Annotated in this window: 12 protein-coding genes; 10 read left to right on the top strand and 2 right to left on the bottom strand. The window is 69.1% G+C overall.

Going from position 1 to position 15,126, the window contains the following annotated elements; translation table 11 throughout:
• Nucleotides 1-99: 99 nt before the first annotated feature.
• Both AC3RXZ_RS04810 and AC3RXZ_RS04805 read right to left on the bottom strand, forming a co-directional pair.
• The gene (locus AC3RXZ_RS04810) at nt 100-759 is read right to left on the bottom strand and encodes a hypothetical protein (RefSeq protein ID WP_243224824.1); all 660 of its coding nucleotides are present in this window, start codon (nt 757-759) and stop codon (nt 100-102) included.
• Between the two features lie 144 nt (nt 760-903).
• The gene (locus tag AC3RXZ_RS04805) at nt 904-2,670 is read right to left on the bottom strand and encodes a DUF4012 domain-containing protein (RefSeq protein WP_491493310.1); all 1,767 of its coding nucleotides are present in this window, start codon (nt 2,668-2,670) and stop codon (nt 904-906) included.
• A gap of 92 nt (nt 2,671-2,762) precedes the next feature.
• Here AC3RXZ_RS04805 and AC3RXZ_RS04800 point away from each other — a divergent pair, with 92 nt between their 5' ends.
• The 10 genes from AC3RXZ_RS04800 to AC3RXZ_RS04755 all read left to right on the top strand — a co-directional run bounded on the left by AC3RXZ_RS04800 (nt 2,763) and on the right by AC3RXZ_RS04755 (nt 15,087).
• Nucleotides 2,763-3,836, top strand: coding sequence for a glycosyltransferase (locus AC3RXZ_RS04800; RefSeq protein WP_491493309.1), 1,074 nt, complete (start codon nt 2,763-2,765; stop codon nt 3,834-3,836).
• Nucleotides 3,837-3,978: 142 nt separating this feature from the next.
• The gene (locus AC3RXZ_RS04795) at nt 3,979-6,834 is read left to right on the top strand and encodes an LGFP repeat-containing protein (RefSeq protein WP_491493308.1); all 2,856 of its coding nucleotides are present in this window, start codon (nt 3,979-3,981) and stop codon (nt 6,832-6,834) included.
• Between the two features lie 31 nt (nt 6,835-6,865).
• Nucleotides 6,866-7,861: a GDP-mannose 4,6-dehydratase gene (locus AC3RXZ_RS04790; protein ID WP_243224828.1), complete on the top strand. Its 996-nt coding sequence runs from the start codon at nt 6,866-6,868 to the stop codon at nt 7,859-7,861.
• Nucleotides 7,858-9,015 carry a LegC family aminotransferase gene (locus AC3RXZ_RS04785; RefSeq protein WP_491493307.1) on the top strand — a complete coding sequence of 386 codons (1,158 nt, stop codon included), beginning with the start codon at nt 7,858-7,860 and terminating at the stop codon, nt 9,013-9,015. The genes AC3RXZ_RS04790 and AC3RXZ_RS04785 overlap by 4 nt, the downstream gene beginning before the upstream one ends.
• Nucleotides 9,012-10,178, top strand: a complete 1,167-nt coding sequence (neuC, locus tag AC3RXZ_RS04780; RefSeq protein WP_491493306.1) for a UDP-N-acetylglucosamine 2-epimerase — start codon at nt 9,012-9,014, stop codon at nt 10,176-10,178. Before AC3RXZ_RS04785 ends, neuC begins: the two co-directional genes overlap by 4 nt.
• Nucleotides 10,171-11,268 (top strand): N-acetylneuraminate synthase family protein, encoded by a 1,098-nt coding sequence (locus AC3RXZ_RS04775; protein WP_491493305.1) that lies wholly within the window; start codon nt 10,171-10,173, stop codon nt 11,266-11,268. The genes neuC and AC3RXZ_RS04775 overlap by 8 nt, the downstream gene beginning before the upstream one ends.
• Entirely contained in the window at nt 11,261-11,884 is a 624-nt protein-coding gene (locus AC3RXZ_RS04770) for an acetyltransferase (RefSeq protein ID WP_491493304.1), read from the top strand. Before AC3RXZ_RS04775 ends, AC3RXZ_RS04770 begins: the two co-directional genes overlap by 8 nt.
• 13 nt (nt 11,885-11,897) lie before the next feature.
• Entirely contained in the window at nt 11,898-12,944 is a 1,047-nt protein-coding gene (locus tag AC3RXZ_RS04765) for a nucleotidyltransferase family protein (protein ID WP_491493303.1), read from the top strand.
• Nucleotides 12,941-13,639: an acylneuraminate cytidylyltransferase family protein gene (locus AC3RXZ_RS04760; RefSeq protein WP_491493302.1), complete on the top strand. Its 699-nt coding sequence runs from the start codon at nt 12,941-12,943 to the stop codon at nt 13,637-13,639. Before AC3RXZ_RS04765 ends, AC3RXZ_RS04760 begins: the two co-directional genes overlap by 4 nt.
• On the top strand, nt 13,609-15,087 hold the full coding sequence (locus tag AC3RXZ_RS04755; RefSeq protein ID WP_491493301.1) for a CDP-glycerol glycerophosphotransferase family protein: 1,479 nt from the start codon (nt 13,609-13,611) through the stop codon (nt 15,085-15,087). Before AC3RXZ_RS04760 ends, AC3RXZ_RS04755 begins: the two co-directional genes overlap by 31 nt.
• The last annotated feature ends 39 nt before the right edge of the window (nt 15,088-15,126 follow it).

Here is a 15,126-nt window from a genome sequence, read left to right as displayed (position 1 = left end):
CCACGGGTCCATCGGGTCCGGCACTGGGCGACGACGGACGGAGGGGGAGGGGCCGTCGTCGCCCGGCCAGCCACAGTCGCCGCGCGCAGCGACCGTGACTCAGGAACGGCGCCTGCGCGCGGCCCCCGCCGCGATGAGAACGCCGCCGGCGGCGAGAGCGACCGCTCCGCCCCCGAGGATCCAGGGCGACGCCGAGCCGCCGGTCAGCGCGAGTTCCATGCCGGAATCCGTCGATCCCGTCAACGGCAACTCGGTGCCGGATGGCGCGACGCCCGGGTCCTGCTCGCAGCTGGGCCCGACTCCGCCGGCCTGCACGACCGTGACCGTGGCGGTGTACTCGCGGTCCTGCGCTGCGGTCGCGATCAGCGATCCCGACGCGGCACTGAGACCGGCACCACCCGAGTGCGCACCCCCGGCGAATGACAGCGAATAGCTTCCCTCGCCATCGGACGGCGGGCGGAACGACACCACCAGGCTTCCGTCTCCGGCCGCGGTGTTCCCTGAGATGGAGGCGTCACCGGCATTGTGTCCGGAGACCGAGACGGAGACGCGCTCACCGGGCAGGAAGTAGCCGGCACTGAAGGCGATCGTCGACGCCTCGCAGGGCGTGATGATCGGATCGCCGACCGAGACGCGCGGCGTTTCCGCATACGTGTTCGGCGGCGGAGGCGTCTCGAAGGACGCGGCGGATGCAGCAGCCGGTGCGGCCAGGACGAGCGCACCTGCGGTCAGACCGATGACGGCCATCTTCTTCAGCATGATTCTCCCCCAGAGAGATACACGCGGAATCACACCCGAGCACACCCCTGCGCTCGACTGCGTGGACCCTTCCTGCCCCCACGGCAGGATGGCAGAGCCCGATATTCCCCAGTGAGGTCACACTAGCGCATGCGCTGCGGAATGTCACGACCCGCAGTCGATGGATTCGCGCGTGATCTCCGGAGCATGGATGAGCGGGGTGTGAGCGACTTCGGTGAGCCGTTCTCCGGCCCCCTCCCCGGTGAAGTCGACGGTGATCGTAGTGGACTCTCCCGGAGCCAGCTGGACCGAGTGCTGGATGACGCTCCGCCCGTCGATCACGGCGGTCTGCACGTCCTCCTCGGACCCGTCGCGGTCGATTCGCACCGGCGTCGCGCCCGTCGGTCCGTACACCGCGACGAGCGTGCGCGTCTCGCCGGGAGGGACGTCGTACCGGCCACCGCCCGTGACGTACTCGGGGAGGGCGGTCCCGGCATCCTCCGGCGCGTCGTTCGTCCAGGTGACGGCCAGGCGCGTGGTCGGCTCGCCCGCGCACACGCCGGTGGCGACCGTGAACCGCGCGTCGGCGTAATAGTCCATCTTCCCGCCCGTGGTGTCGTTGAGGAGGACGCCGACCCAGGTGGCGCTGTCGTCGTCCGTCGGCAGGGTGCCGCCCAGCATCGAGGCGGAGAGCCGGGTCTGCTCGTCCTCGTGTGCGCTCCAGATCCGGATCCGGCCTTCGTCCGCGGAGGTCGACAGCGCGCCCAGCAGCGCCTGGGGATCACCGGAGGACAGGGCGGCCGCGAGCAGGGCGCTGGATGCCTGGGCGAACACGACGTCCTGGGTGCGTGGGTCCGGGATGGCGCTGTAGATCTCGGAGAGCAGGATGCTGAGGACGTTGTCGGTATCGGCGGTGAACGGTCCGAAGGAGACCGGTCCGGTGGCTTCGATGAGGTGCTGGGCGACGACGGCGTCGACCGTGACGACGCCGTCCACCGTGCCCCCGAACCGCTGGGTCCAGCGGGTCGCGATGAGCTGAGCGGCTTCGGGGAAGCGGGGGATGCTCGTGATGTTCTGGATGTGGCGGCCCGGCTGCTGCTCGAACAGGGCGAGAGTGGAGTCGCTGACCTCCAGGGGAGCGTCCAGCGGCGGGAAATCGGTCGTGGAGGCGTTGCGCACGATCCGGATCTGACCCTGATCGGCGGTGATCAGCGCCACGGCGCCCACGATCCCTCCGGACGAGCGGACCTCGGCGTTGTTCTGCATCGCGACGACATAGGAGCGCGGGCCCTCCGCGCCGAGCATGCTCGGCAGCAGTACCGAGGCGCCGTGAAGAGCACCCACGAGGGTCGCTGCCTCGTCGACGGCGTCGCGGACCTGCCCGACGGCGTCGGCCAGCGGCGGCAGCGTCGCGTCGGCGTCGATCGCGCGGGCTTGTGCGAGCGCGGCGGAGAGGGTCTCATCGGCGGCGCCCAACGGCTCCTGCACGGCCGCGAACGGGGTCAGGTCGATCGAGGTGCCGGTGATGCCGAGGCCGGCGAGCTCGAGCTCGCCGGCAGCATCCAGGACCGGGGTCAGGGCGTCGGACGCCACGCTGTCGGCGATCTCGGCGATCTCGCGCACCGCCGTGAAGTTCGCGCCGAGCCAGGGGACGACCTCGAACCCGCGCCAGACGGGGTCGGACGTGAGCTCCGTCGCGACCGACGCGTGGTGGCCGATCCGGTCGGCGACCCGTTCGGCGCGCTCGAGATCCCGCGCGGCGACGGCCGCCTTGAGATCCTCCGCGTTGTCGGACACCGCCTGGAGCTCGTTCGCGGCACCGATGCCGCGCACGCCCACCCAGCCGAGCGCCAGCAGCAGCAGCACGACGAGCGTGCCGAGGGTCCAGCCGATCCATCGGCCGCGGCGCTGGGGGAGTCGTCCGTCGCTCACGTGAGCATTCAAGCACGGACGCGGCGATGCCCGCTGATCGGTGCTCGGCCGGGCGTCCCGGGGATCCTGCGGGCGCCGTCTACGCTTCTGTTATGAGTGCTCAGCTGCGTGTCGTCCTCGATCAGCTCGCGCAGGTCGTCGCGGCGGACACGGCCTGGGCGGCGCTGGATCTGACGCACGGTCTCATCGACACGGCGCCCGCCGGATGCACGGTCGACGCGATCGTTCCTGCCGGTTCGCAGCCGGAGATCCGAGGGATCGGCGAGGTCCGGACGCTCCCGCTGCAGCGGCGCGAACTGGCGGCCTCCTGGCAATTGGGCATCGCTCCGGGTGTCGGGGGAGGCATGATCCACTCGCCGAGCCTGATGGCGCCGCTCGTCAAGCACGATCGCGTCCACGATCCGGACCAGACCGTGGTCACGCTGTGGGACCTGAACGCCTGGGAGGCGCCGCAGGGCATGGCGAAGCCCGCGGTCAGCTGGCATCGGGGGATGCTGCGCCGGGCGGCGAAGCACGCCGATGCGATCGTCGTCCCGTCGCATGCCTTCGCCGAGCGTCTGGAGGACTTCGCCCGTTTCGGGGACCGGGTGCGGGTGATCTCCGGAGCTCCGCCGTCGGACCTGGTCGTGCTGGGCGATGCCGCGGCGCGCCGGGCCGAGCTGGATCTGCCCGAGACGTACATCGTCATCGCAGGGGCCGGGGAGTCTTTCGCGACCGGCTTCCGCGCGGCGATCGCGGCGGAACGGGATGCCGTGGTCATCGACGCTCCGGACGGGGCCGAACCGCGGCTGGTGGAGATCGCCTCGGCCGCGGGCCTGCCGGCCCGCCGTGTGCACGTGCGCGGCGCGCTCGACCCGGAGGAGCGCGCGTCTGTCCTCGCCGGTGCCGAGGCGTTCGTCGGGACGAGCACCGTCACGGCTTGGCCGTGGCGCGCCGTGGACGCCATGGCGCTCGGCGTGCCGGTGGTCGTCGTCGACAGCGGTGTGCATCGCGACGTCGTGGCCGACGGCGGAATGGTCGTCGGCGACGACGACATCGCGGATGCCGTCGTCGACGCGGTCGGGGCTGGCAGTGCCCGGCTGCGCGTGCTCGCCGGCGATCGGGCGCGCGCCTTCTCCTGGGCGAGTTCGGCTGAGCGCGTCTGGGCGCTGCACGCCGACCTCTGAGCCTTCGTACGGAGCCTGAGAGCTCGCTGAGATCTGGCGACACGCCCGGGTCCAATGTCGACTGTTCGCGGTCACAGTGGCATCATCGCGCCACATACGTCACACTGGTCACATGTCTCGACGTGCCCCACGCTCTCGAAACGTGCCCCGGATCGCCCGAACGATCACGGTCTTCGCCGCTGCCACAGCGGTCATCCTCGGCACGGTGCTCCCTGTTTCCGCCGCGACGGCGGCGACCGCGCCGACCGGGATCGGAGGCGCCTCGGTCAGCCGGGTGGCCGGGGATCCTGCCTCCAGCGGGATCGTGAAGACGTCTCTCGCCGGGTTCAACGCGGGCAACATCATCAGCGATGTCGTGTTCACGGACGAGAGCACGATGACCGAGGCGCAGATCCAGTCGTTCCTCAACGGCAAGGTGAAGACGTGCCGTTCCGGCTACACGTGCCTGAAGGATCTGCGGATCCCGACGCAGTCCAAGGCGGCAGACAAGTACTGTTCCGCATACAGCGGCTCGTCCAGCGAGTCGGCCGCGCGCATCATCTACAAGGTGGCCCGCGCCTGCAACATCAATCCCCAGGTGCTGATCGTCATGCTCCAGAAGGAGCAAGGGCTCGTGACGCACACGTGGCCGAGCGACTGGCGCTACAACGCGGCGATGGGACAGGCGTGCCCCGACACCGCCCCGTGCGACGTCAAATTCGCCGGTTTCTTCGCACAGGTCTACGGTGCCGCGCGGCAGATGCAGCTCTACATGGAGGGGCGCTACTTCACCTGGTACGCGCCCGGCAAGACCTGGAACATCCTCTACCACCCGAACGCATCGTGTGGACGCGCACCCGTGTACGTCGCGAACAAGGCGACGTCCGCGCTGTACTACTACACCCCGTACCAGCCGAACGCTGCCGCGATGCGGGCCGGATACGGCACGGGTGACTCCTGCTCAAGCTACGGCAACCGCAACTTCTACAACTACTTCACGGACTGGTTCGGTTCGACGCAGACTCCGGCGATGACGCCGAGCGGCGCGATCGCCACGGAATGGAAGCGGATGGGGGGTGCATCCGGAGCCCTGGGCAATCCGGCAGCGCCGGTCCAGGTGGTCACGGACCCGAACGGGAACGGCCGGGCGCAGAAGTTCACGGGCGGGTGGATCCACTCCTCGAGCGCAGGCACATACTCCTCGCTGACTCCGATCATGACGGCCTACAGCGCCGCCGGATGGCTGCGGGGCGACCTCGGATGGCCGGTGACGCAGACCAGTTGCGTCGGCGGCCTCTGCACTCAGGGTTTCGCGGGCGGGCTCATCTCCTACGCGAGTGGGAAGAGCGCGACCGCCACCTTCGAGATCACGCCGGGCGCCATCGACAAGGAGTACGCCGCGCGGGGCGGCGCCAGCGGGGACCTCGGAAAGGCGCTCGCCGGTGTGCAGGCCGTGTCGGATGCGAACGGGATCGGCCTGGCACGGAAATATGCCGGCGGCTGGATCCACGCGTCCGACGCAGGTACGTTCTCGTCGTCGTCCCAGATCATGACGGGGTACAGCGCGGCCGGATGGCTGCGCGGGTTCCTCGGATGGCCGGCCAAGGCCGAGCAGACCGTCACGGACCCGAACGGCAACGGGGTCGCGCAGCAGTTCGAAGGCGGATGGGTCCATTCATCCGCGAAGGGGTCGTTCGCTTCGTCGACCAGCATCATGACCGCGTACAGCGGCGCGGGCTGGGTGCGCGGCGTGCTCGGATGGCCCACCAGCACCGAGAGCTGCACTGGTCAGGCGTGTGTTCAGACCTTTGCGGGCGGCGTGATCGGATATGTCAAGGGCAAGGCTGCTTCGGTCGGAACCGGCGTGACCCCGGCGGCACTCACCGCGGCGGCCTCGGCGCAGACCTCGGTGACCGGTTCGCTCGGAAAGGCGCAGCCGGTGCAGATCGTGGCCGATGCGAACGGCTCTGGCCTGGCGCAGAAGTTCGCCAACGGATGGGTGCACTCCTCCGAGCACGGGACGTTCGTGTCGTCGTCGACGATCATGACGGCCTACAGCAAGGCGGGATGGCTGCGCGGGAAGCTGGGTTGGCCGGTCGGCGTGGAAAGCTGCTCGGGGACGGTCTGCTCGCAGTCCTTCGAAGGCGGCACCATCGCCTACACGCAGGGCAAAGCCGCAGTGACGATGTATGGCGTCGCGCCGGAGGCGGTCACCGCGTTGCGTTCGGCGCAGACGAGCGCCCTCGGGAAGGCGGCTCTTCCGGTTCAGGTCGTGTCGGACGCCAATGGGAACGGTCTGGCGCGCAAGTACGCGAACGGCTGGATGCACGCGTCGGATCGCGGGACCTTCTCGTCCTCGGCGAAGATCATGACCGGATACAGCGCCGCAGGCTGGCTGCGCGGATTCCTCGGATGGCCGGTCGCCGCTGAGCAGACGGTCACCGACGCGAACGGCAACGGAGTCGCCCAGCAGTTCGAGGGCGGGTGGATCCACTCCTCGGGGAAGGGGACGTACACGTCCACCTCGACGATCATGAAGGCGTACAGTGACGCGGGTTGGGTGCGCGGAGAACTCGGATGGCCGGTCGGCGCCGAATTCTGCACCGGCAACGCCTGCGTCCAGCAGTTCGCCGGAGGCGTGATCGGCTACACCAAGGGTCAGGCCGCTGTGGCGACCGTCGGCGCGACGGCGGCCGCGATCACCGCGGCCGCCACGAAGCAGACGGCCGTCACCGGGTCTCTCGGCAAAGCACAGGCATCCGTTCAGGTGGTGGCGGACCCCAACGGGGCCGGCCTGGCCCAGAAGTACGCGAAGGGCTGGGTGCATTCGTCCGCCCGAGGCACCTTCGTGTCGTCCTCGACGATCATGACGGCCTACAGCAAGGCGGGATGGCTGCGCGGCAAGCTGGGCTGGCCCACGAGCGCCGAGACCTGCACCGCGACGGCATGCACGCAGTCCTTCGAAGGAGGTACGATCTCCTACGCGCCGGGCAAGCCGGCCACGGTCGCGTACAAGTGAGCCGTGGGCGTGAGCGACTACAGTGGAACGCATGAAGGTACTGCTCACAGGAGCTGACGGATTCATCGGATCGCACCTCGCGGAGCAGCTCGTTCGGGATGGTCATGACGTCCGTGCGCTGGTCCTCTACAACTCGTTCGATTCACGCGGCTGGCTCGACGGTGTCGACGAGGAGATCGCGCGCGAGATCGAGTTCCTCCCCGGCGATGTGCGTGATCCGGCCCTGATGATGTCGGCGGTCGCGGACCGCGATGCCGTGCTGCACCTGGCGGCGCTCATCGCGATCCCGTACTCCTATGCGGCACCGGACCTGTACGTGCAGACGAACATCCAGGGCACGCTGAACCTGCTCAACGCTGCGCGCGCTGCCGGGGTGTCCCGTTTCATCCACACCTCGACCAGCGAGGTGTACGGAACGGCGCGCTACGTGCCGATGGACGAGGGACACCCGCTCCAGGGGCAGTCGCCGTACTCGGCGTCGAAGATCGCCGCGGACCAGATGGTCAACGCCTATCACGCCTCGTTCGGTCTGCCGACCGTGACGATCCGGCCCTTCAACACGTTCGGCCCCCGCCAGTCCGCCCGCGCCGTGATCCCCACGATCATCAGCCAGCTCGCTGCGGGCAAGCGCGAGATCCAGCTCGGTGCGCTGACGCCCACACGCGACTTCACCTACGTCCCCGACACCGTGTCAGGCTTCACCGCGGCGCTCACCAGCACCGCCGGCGTCGGCGAGGTCATCAACCTCGGCGTCGGTTTCGAGGTTTCGATCGGTCAGACCTTCGAGCTCATCGCCGAGGCCATGGGCGTCGATGCCGTCGCCACGGAGGATCCCGCGCGCCTGCGACCGGCGAACTCCGAGGTCGAACGGCTCTTCTCGGACAACTCGAAGGCGCGCGAGCTGCTGGGATGGCAGCCCCGGTTCGACGGCGTGGACGGGTTCCGTGAGGGGCTGCGCGTCACGGCGGACTGGTTCACCGACCCGTCGAACCTCGCGCGTTACCGCACCGACGCCTACGTCGTATGAGCATCGAGCAGGAGATCGTCCAGGCGATCCGCGACGTCGTCGGGGACGCGGACTTCGTCGGGCTGCACGTTCCCGACATCGCGGACCGCGAGAAGAAGCGCGTCCTGGAGTGCCTCGACTCGACCTTCGTCTCGAGCGTCGGCGCATTCGTCACCGAATTCGAGCAGGGGATCGCCGATTTCGCGGGTTCCGCTCACGGCATCGCGGTGTCCAACGGCACATCGGCGCTTCAGGTGGCGCTCCAGCTCGCCGGCGTCGGCGCGGGTGATGACGTGATCGTCCCCAGCCTGTCCTTCGTCGCCACGGCCAACGCCGTCGTCCATGCGGGTGCGCAGCCGTACTTCGTGGACAGCGATGAGGAGACGCTCGGGATGTCCGTCGAGTCCGTGGCCGAGGTGCTGCGCACGGCACGGACGACGCCGGAGGGGGTCGTCAACCACGCAACCGGACGTCGCATCGGTGCGATCGTGCCCATGCACACTCTCGGCCACCCCCTTCGGATCGCCGAACTCATCGATCTCGCCGCGGAGTACGGGATCCCGGTCGTCGAGGATGCGGCGGAGTCGCTCGGCAGTCGCGTGGGTCCCCGGCACACCGGGACGTTCGGGGCGCTCGGCATCGTCAGCTTCAACGGCAACAAGATCCTCACCACCGGCGGCGGCGGCATGATCCTCACCGACGACGACGAGCTCGCCCGGCGTGCCCGGCATCTCACAACGACCGCCAAGCTGCCGCACCGCTGGGAGTTCGAGCACGACGAGGTCGCGTTCAACTACCGGATGCCGAATCTCAACGCCGCGCTCGGTGTCGCCCAGCTCGAACGCCTCCCCGAGTTCCTGACGGCGAAGCGGCGACTGGCAGCGCGCTATCAAGAGAGGTTCTCCGACGTCGCCGGCGTCGAGTTCCTGGTGGAACCACGGGGGACCGAGAGCAACTACTGGCTGTGCGCGGTGCGTGTCGACGGCGGGCGCGAAGAGCGCGACGCCGTGCTCGAGGCGACCAACGCCGCGGGCCTCCAGTGCCGGCCGTTCTGGAATCTGCTGCATGACCAGGCGGCCTTCCGCGATCTGCCGCACGCTCCCGTACCGGTCGCGGAAGCGCTGCATGCCCGCACCGTGTGCATCCCCAGCTCCCCAGCGCTGGCGGCGATGTGATCACGGTCGCCGTCCTCACCGGCACCCGCGCGGATTACGGTCTGCTGCGCGGACTGCTGTCGGCGATTGACGCCGAACCGAAGCTTCAGCTGCAGTTGATCGTGACGGGGACGCACCTCAGCGACGCGTTCGGTCGTACCGTGTCCGAGATCGAGCGCGACGGCTTCGAGATCTCCGCCACCGTGCCGATCTGGTCCGCCGGCGACGGTCCGCTCGACGCCGCCGCAGACGTCGGCCGTGCGCTGCCGGGGTACGCTCGAGCGCTCGAAGAACTCGACCCGGACGTCCTGGTGGTGCTGGGCGACCGGCTGGAGGCGTTCGCCGCGGCGACGGCGGCGACCATCCTGTCCGTGCCCGTCGCGCACATCCACGGGGGTGAACGGACCGAGGGTGCCATGGACGACGCGCTGCGCCACTCGATCACGAAGATGTCGTACCTGCACTTCGCATCCACGGAGGAGCACCGACGACGCATCATCCAGATGGGCGAGCAGCCCGAGCGGGTCTTCTTCGTCGGCGCGCCCATCGTCGACGCGCTGTCCGTGCTCGAGCTGCTGCCCCGGGAGGCGGTCGAAGACCGCTTCGGCGTCCGGCTTCCCGCCCCCACGGCGCTGGTCACCTTCCACCCCGCCGTGATGGACGTCGCTCCGCCTCAGCATCTCGTGGACGAGATGCTGGCGGCACTGCTGGAGGTAGAGGGCCTGCATGTCGTCATCACCGGATCGAACTCCGACATCGGCACCGCCGATGTGCGCGCGCGCATCGCCGCCTTCGTCGCAGACAATCCGGACCGGGTGGACTTCATCGAGTCGTTCGGACAGCTCGGGTATCTGAGCGCGATGCGTGCGGCATCGGTCGTCGTCGGCAACTCCTCGAGCACCGTGCTCGAGGCGCCGGTTCTCGGGGTGCCGTCCGTGCTCATCGGCGACCGCCAGCGCGGACGTCCCCTGGCGGAGAGCGTCGCAACACCCGTGCCCCACAGGGACCGGATCGCAGAGGCCGTGCGCTCGGCGATCCGGCACGATGCGAACGGTGCCGGGACGGAGATCTTCGGCACCCCCGGGTTCGCGCCGCGCGTCGCGACGGCGTTGCGCGACATACCGATCCCGCGTCCGCCGCGCAAGTCCTTCTACGACATCGGAGGAGAATCCGCCCATGACTGACCGTGTGTTCGTGATCGCCGAAGCCGGGGTGAACCACAACGGATCGCTCGACACCGCGAAGGAGCTCGTGGATCTGGCCGCATCCGCCGGCGCCGATGCCGTGAAGTTCCAGACCTTCTCCGCCGACAATCTGGCCATGGAGAGCGCGGCGCTGGCCGACTACCAGCGTCTTTCCGACAGCGACGCGCGCACGCAGCACGACCTGCTCCGGGAGCTGGAGCTCAGTCACGAAGAGTTCCGCGCCCTCCGCGCGCACTGCGATTCGCGCGGCATCGCCTTCCTCTCCACGGCGTTCGACCTCGAAGGCCTCGATTTCCTCGTCACGGAACTCGGCATCCCGCTGGTGAAGATCGCCTCCGGCGATCTCACATTCGCGCCTCTGCTGGTCGCCGCGGGACGCACAGGGCTGCCCGTGATCCTGTCGACCGGGATGGCGGATCTGGCAGAGATCGACAGGGCACTGCGGTTCATCGCGGCCGGCGTCGCGCAGGCGCACGGCGCGATCGAGCGCTCCGAGAGGCTCACGGCCGACGTGCTGGAGCAGGCATGGCGACGCCGGGACGAGTTCGTGGATTTCGCGCAGCACGTGACGATCTTCCACTGCACCACCCAGTACCCCGCCGCGGACGAGAACCTCGATCTGCGTGCGATGCAGACCATCGCATCGACGTTCGGTCACCGCGTGGGCTATTCCGACCACTCCCTGGGCTCTCTCGCCTCGGTGCTCGCCGTCGGGCTCGGGGCCATCGCCGTCGAGAAGCACTTCACCTTCGACATCCACGCCGAAGGACCCGACCACGCGGCATCCCTGGACCCGGACGGCCTGCACGCGTACGTCGCCGACCTCCGTCGCGTCCCCGCGATGCTGGGATCCGCTCAGAAACGCTGTCAGCCGGTCGAAGCAGGTAACCGTGCGGTCGTCCGGCGCAGTCTGGTGGCGACTCAGGACATCGCTGCGGGAGCGGTGATCACCGAGGAGGACGTGGCATGCTACCGTCCCGCATCCGGGCGCACCTCGTTCGACTACTGGGAGGTCGTCGGCTCGACGGCATCCCGGTCGTATCGCCGCGGTGATCTGATCGATGACTGACCTGATCCTTCTCGGCGGCGGCGGTCACGCCCGTTCGGTGCTGGCCGCGCTCGAGCAGGCCGGGAGCGGCGTCCTGGGGTATGTCGCCCCTGAGCCCGGCTCGCTCGGCGAGCTTCCTCATCTCGGTGACGACTCCGTCCTCGCCGAGTTCGGACCCGAACGGGTCGCGCTCGTGAACGGTCTCGGTTCCGCCGGCTCGACGCGCGCGCGACGTGAACTGCACGAGCGCGTGGTCTCGGACGGCTACACGGTCGTCGACGTCGTCCATCCGCGGGCCTTCATCGACTCGGGTGTCCCGCTCGGCGGCGGAGTCCACGTGCTCGCGAACGCGGTGGTCAACGTGGGCGCGGTGCTCGGAGACGGAGCTCTCATCAACACCGGGGCGATCGTCGAACACGACTGCGTGATCGGTGCACATGCGCATGTGGCGCCGGGTGCCGTGCTCGGTGGTGCCGTGCGCGTGGGAGCCGGCGCACACGTGGGTCTCGGTTCCCGCGTACTCCAGGGCGTCACGATAGGGTCGGGGAGTGTCATCGGCGCGGGGGCTGTCGTGCTCTCCGACGTGCCCGATGGCGTCACGGTCGTCGGCGTCCCGGCGCGACCGATCCGGAAGTGAAGGACCAGCAGCCATGATCGACAGGGCGGACCTCACGGTCGCTCCCGAGACCAGCATCCGGGTGGCACTCGAGCGTCTGGATCGCAGCCGACTGCAGGTCGTCTTCGTCGAAGACGCCGCCGGACGCCTGGTCGGAGCCGTCAGCGACGGGGACATCCGCCGAGGACTCCTCGCCGGCGCCGTGCTGGACGACCATGTCTCCGGCATCATGAACACGGGGCCCGCTGCGGTCGCGCCGACCGCGAGCCAGGACGCCGTGGACGAGCTGAAGGAGCAGCGGGGCATCCGCGTCGTCGCGGTCGTCGATGAGGGCGGCAGGCTCGTGGATGTCGTGGGGGAGGGCGAGTCCATCGGTACCCCGCTGTCCACGCCCGTCGTGCTCATGGCCGGAGGCCGCGGTCAGCGTCTGTATCCGATCACGAAGGACATCCCCAAGCCGCTCGTGCCGCTCGGCGACGTGCCGATGATCGACATCATCCTCGGGCGCCTGCGCGAGCAGGGGTTCCGCCGAGTGCACGTCTCCGTCAATCACCTCGGACACCTGATCGAGGCGCACCTCGGAGACGGGTCGCGCCACGGCCTCGAGATCACCTATCTCCACGAGCCGATGCCTCTCGGCACCGCGGGAGCGATCGCGCAGCTCCGAGATCGGATCGGTGAGGACTTCGTCGTCATGAACTCCGACCTGCTCACGCAGGTGGACCTGCGCCGCATGCTCGCCTTCCACAGCGCGACCGGGTCCGTCGCGACGATCGGCGCGCGCGAGTACGGGTTCGAGATCCCCTACGGTGTGATCCGACGCGACGGGGACAGAGTGACCGGCCTCGCGGAGAAGCCGTACCACAGCGAGCTCGTCAGCGCCGGCATCTACGTTCTGGCTCCCGATGCCCTCGGACTGCTGGAGCAGGATGAGTACTGCGACATGCCGACGCTGCTGGCGCGCCTCATGGACGACGCTCGGCGCGTGAGCTCGTTCGAGATCCGTGAGGAATGGATCGACGTCGGGCGTCCAGAGGATCTGGAACGCGCCCGACAGGCCTGGGAGAGGAACGGACGATGAGGATCTGCACGATCACCGTGCGCGCGGGCTCGAAAGGCGTGCCGGGCAAGAACCTGCGGGTCGTCGCCGGCCGTCCGCTGTTCGGGCATTCCGTCGTCCAGGCCGTGCGGTCAGGGCTGTTCGACGAGGTCGTCGTGTCGAGCGACTCGGAGGAGATCCTGGCTCTGGCCCCCGGCTTCGGCGCGACGGGAGTCGTGCGTCGTCCGGCCGAGATGGCGACTGACACCGCGGGAAAGGTCCCTGCGATCGCTCACGCGGTGCGCGCGACGGAGGAGCGCACGGGCGCGACCTACGACGTGTGTGTCGACCTCGACGCCACGAGCCCGCTGCGCACCGTCGACGATATCCGCGCCGCGGTCGCGATGTTCGAGAAGGGGCGGCCGGAATCGCTCATCACGGGCGTCGAGGCGCGCCGGAACCCGTACTTCAACCTCGTCGAGGAGCAGCCGGACGGCACGGTGGCCGTGAGCAAGAAGCCGGACGACGCCGTCCTGCGCCGCCAGGACGCGCCGCGATGCTTCGACATGAACGGTTCGATCTATGTCTGGAGTCGCGAGGCGCTGCTCGAAGACCAGGTCGTGTTCTTCCCCTCGACGATCCTCTACGAGATGCCGCCCGAGCGCTCGACGGACGTCGACAGCGAGTTCGACTTCCGGGTCGTGGAATGGCTGATGCAGCAGCGGAGCGATCTGTGAGCGCCGGCGAAGAGGACCTCGAAACCCGCACATCGTCCGCCGTGCGGGCGATCCTGCAACTCGAGGACGAGGCACCCGATTCGCTCTTCGAGATGCTCCCGGGGGCGACCGTCCCGCTCTGGGCGCAGGTACGCGTGCAGTTCACCAGAGCGCTATCCGCGCAGCAGACGGGCAGTGTCGAGGTGACCTCGGAATCGACCTGGACGCGGTGGGGTGAGGCGAAGCGCGTCGCACGCGGATACCTTCCGAGCCGCTGGGACGCTGTGCGCCGCGCGGCTCCGCACGACGTCTGCTTCTACGTCCCCGGTGTGACGCTCGCGGCGGAAAACGGACGTGCCAGGAACTGGCTCGTCGATGATTTCGCTGCCGCAACGGACGCTGCGGTCGTGGTGCAGGGGAGGCCGTTGCCGTCGCCGCTGGGACCGCCGGTGTTCGACCCCACCCTGAGCATGGAGTCGTCGATCGCGCGTGCCCGCTGGCGCGCGCGGGGGACCCCTGTGGCGTCGGGCGTCGCGGAGTCGGTGACATCGCTGCTTGCGGACTACGCTCATCGGCTGGGTCTGTCGAAGGACATGTTCGTCGCGCTCGGGCGGAACATCGTGCGCAACGAGCGTCAGCGGCCGTTCCAGTTGGCGGAGGTTCAGCGCATGTTGGACCGGATGCAGCCGAAGATCGTCGTCTTCGACAACGGCTCGTACACCTACCTCGGCGAGTGGGTGGGGATCATGAAGGATGCCGGCGCCTACGTCGCCGAGCCGCAGCACGGCTGGATCGGGCCGTCGCACGCCGCCTACAACTTCGGACGCGCTTTCGAGAATCCGGTCTTCCGCCGTGCGCTGCCGGACGAGGTGCTGACGTTCGGGACCTACTGGTCGGACTCGATCCGCCACCCCGGCCGAGTCACGGCGATCGGGAAGCCGCACCTCGAGCGGCAGGCAGCGGCCGTACCTGAGAATCGCGGGAAGCGAATCGTCGTGATCTCCTCCCGCGCAGACCCCGAGGGCACCGACGCGTTCGTTGTGGAGTTGCGCGCTGCGCTGGGGGAGGAGTGGTCCATCTCCTTCCGCCCGCATCCGGGTGAGCGCTCCGAGACCGCGAACCGCTATCCGCGGCTCTCCGCGGATCCACGCATCCAGGTCGACACGGAACCCGACGTGTATGAGTCACTCAAGCGCAGTTCCGTGGTCATCGGCGTTGCGAGCACCGTGCTGTTCGAAGCCGATGCCTTCGGCTGCCATGTGATCGCGCGCGACAGTGCCTTCGCCGAGACAGTGATCGGCGACGCCTTCGGCGAACGCGTCAGCACCGCGTCCGAGGCGGCAGGCCGGGTCGCGATGGAGCGTGCGGACACCCGAAAGGCGGCCGATCCGGCGATCTGGGCACCCGACCCCGTGGGCAGGTACCGCCGCTGGCTCGCCGAACGTCTCCGGGAGCAGGGCGCTCTGTAACACGCCCGGCACGCCGGGACGGACGTCGTTGACGAGCGT

This window comes from Microbacterium cucumeris, from assembly GCF_058349845.2.
This window is presented reverse-complemented; position numbering and strand designations above follow the sequence as displayed.

What these genes read in the sequence shown, in the direction of transcription:
- AC3RXZ_RS04810 (WP_243224824.1), bottom strand. Translation starts at nt 759, where the DNA reads ATGCTGAAGAAGATGGCCGTCATCGGTCTGACCGCAGGTGCGCTCGTC.
- AC3RXZ_RS04800 (WP_491493309.1), top strand. Translation starts at nt 2,763, where the DNA reads ATGAGTGCTCAGCTGCGTGTCGTCCTCGATCAGCTCGCGCAGGTCGTC.
- AC3RXZ_RS04790 (WP_243224828.1), top strand. Translation starts at nt 6,866, where the DNA reads ATGAAGGTACTGCTCACAGGAGCTGACGGATTCATCGGATCGCACCTC.
- AC3RXZ_RS04785 (WP_491493307.1), top strand. Translation starts at nt 7,858, where the DNA reads ATGAGCATCGAGCAGGAGATCGTCCAGGCGATCCGCGACGTCGTCGGG.
- AC3RXZ_RS04775 (WP_491493305.1), top strand. Translation starts at nt 10,171, where the DNA reads ATGACTGACCGTGTGTTCGTGATCGCCGAAGCCGGGGTGAACCACAAC.
- AC3RXZ_RS04770 (WP_491493304.1), top strand. Translation starts at nt 11,261, where the DNA reads ATGACTGACCTGATCCTTCTCGGCGGCGGCGGTCACGCCCGTTCGGTG.
- AC3RXZ_RS04765 (WP_491493303.1), top strand. Translation starts at nt 11,898, where the DNA reads ATGATCGACAGGGCGGACCTCACGGTCGCTCCCGAGACCAGCATCCGG.
- AC3RXZ_RS04760 (WP_491493302.1), top strand. Translation starts at nt 12,941, where the DNA reads ATGAGGATCTGCACGATCACCGTGCGCGCGGGCTCGAAAGGCGTGCCG.
- AC3RXZ_RS04755 (WP_491493301.1), top strand. Translation starts at nt 13,609, where the DNA reads ATGGCTGATGCAGCAGCGGAGCGATCTGTGAGCGCCGGCGAAGAGGAC.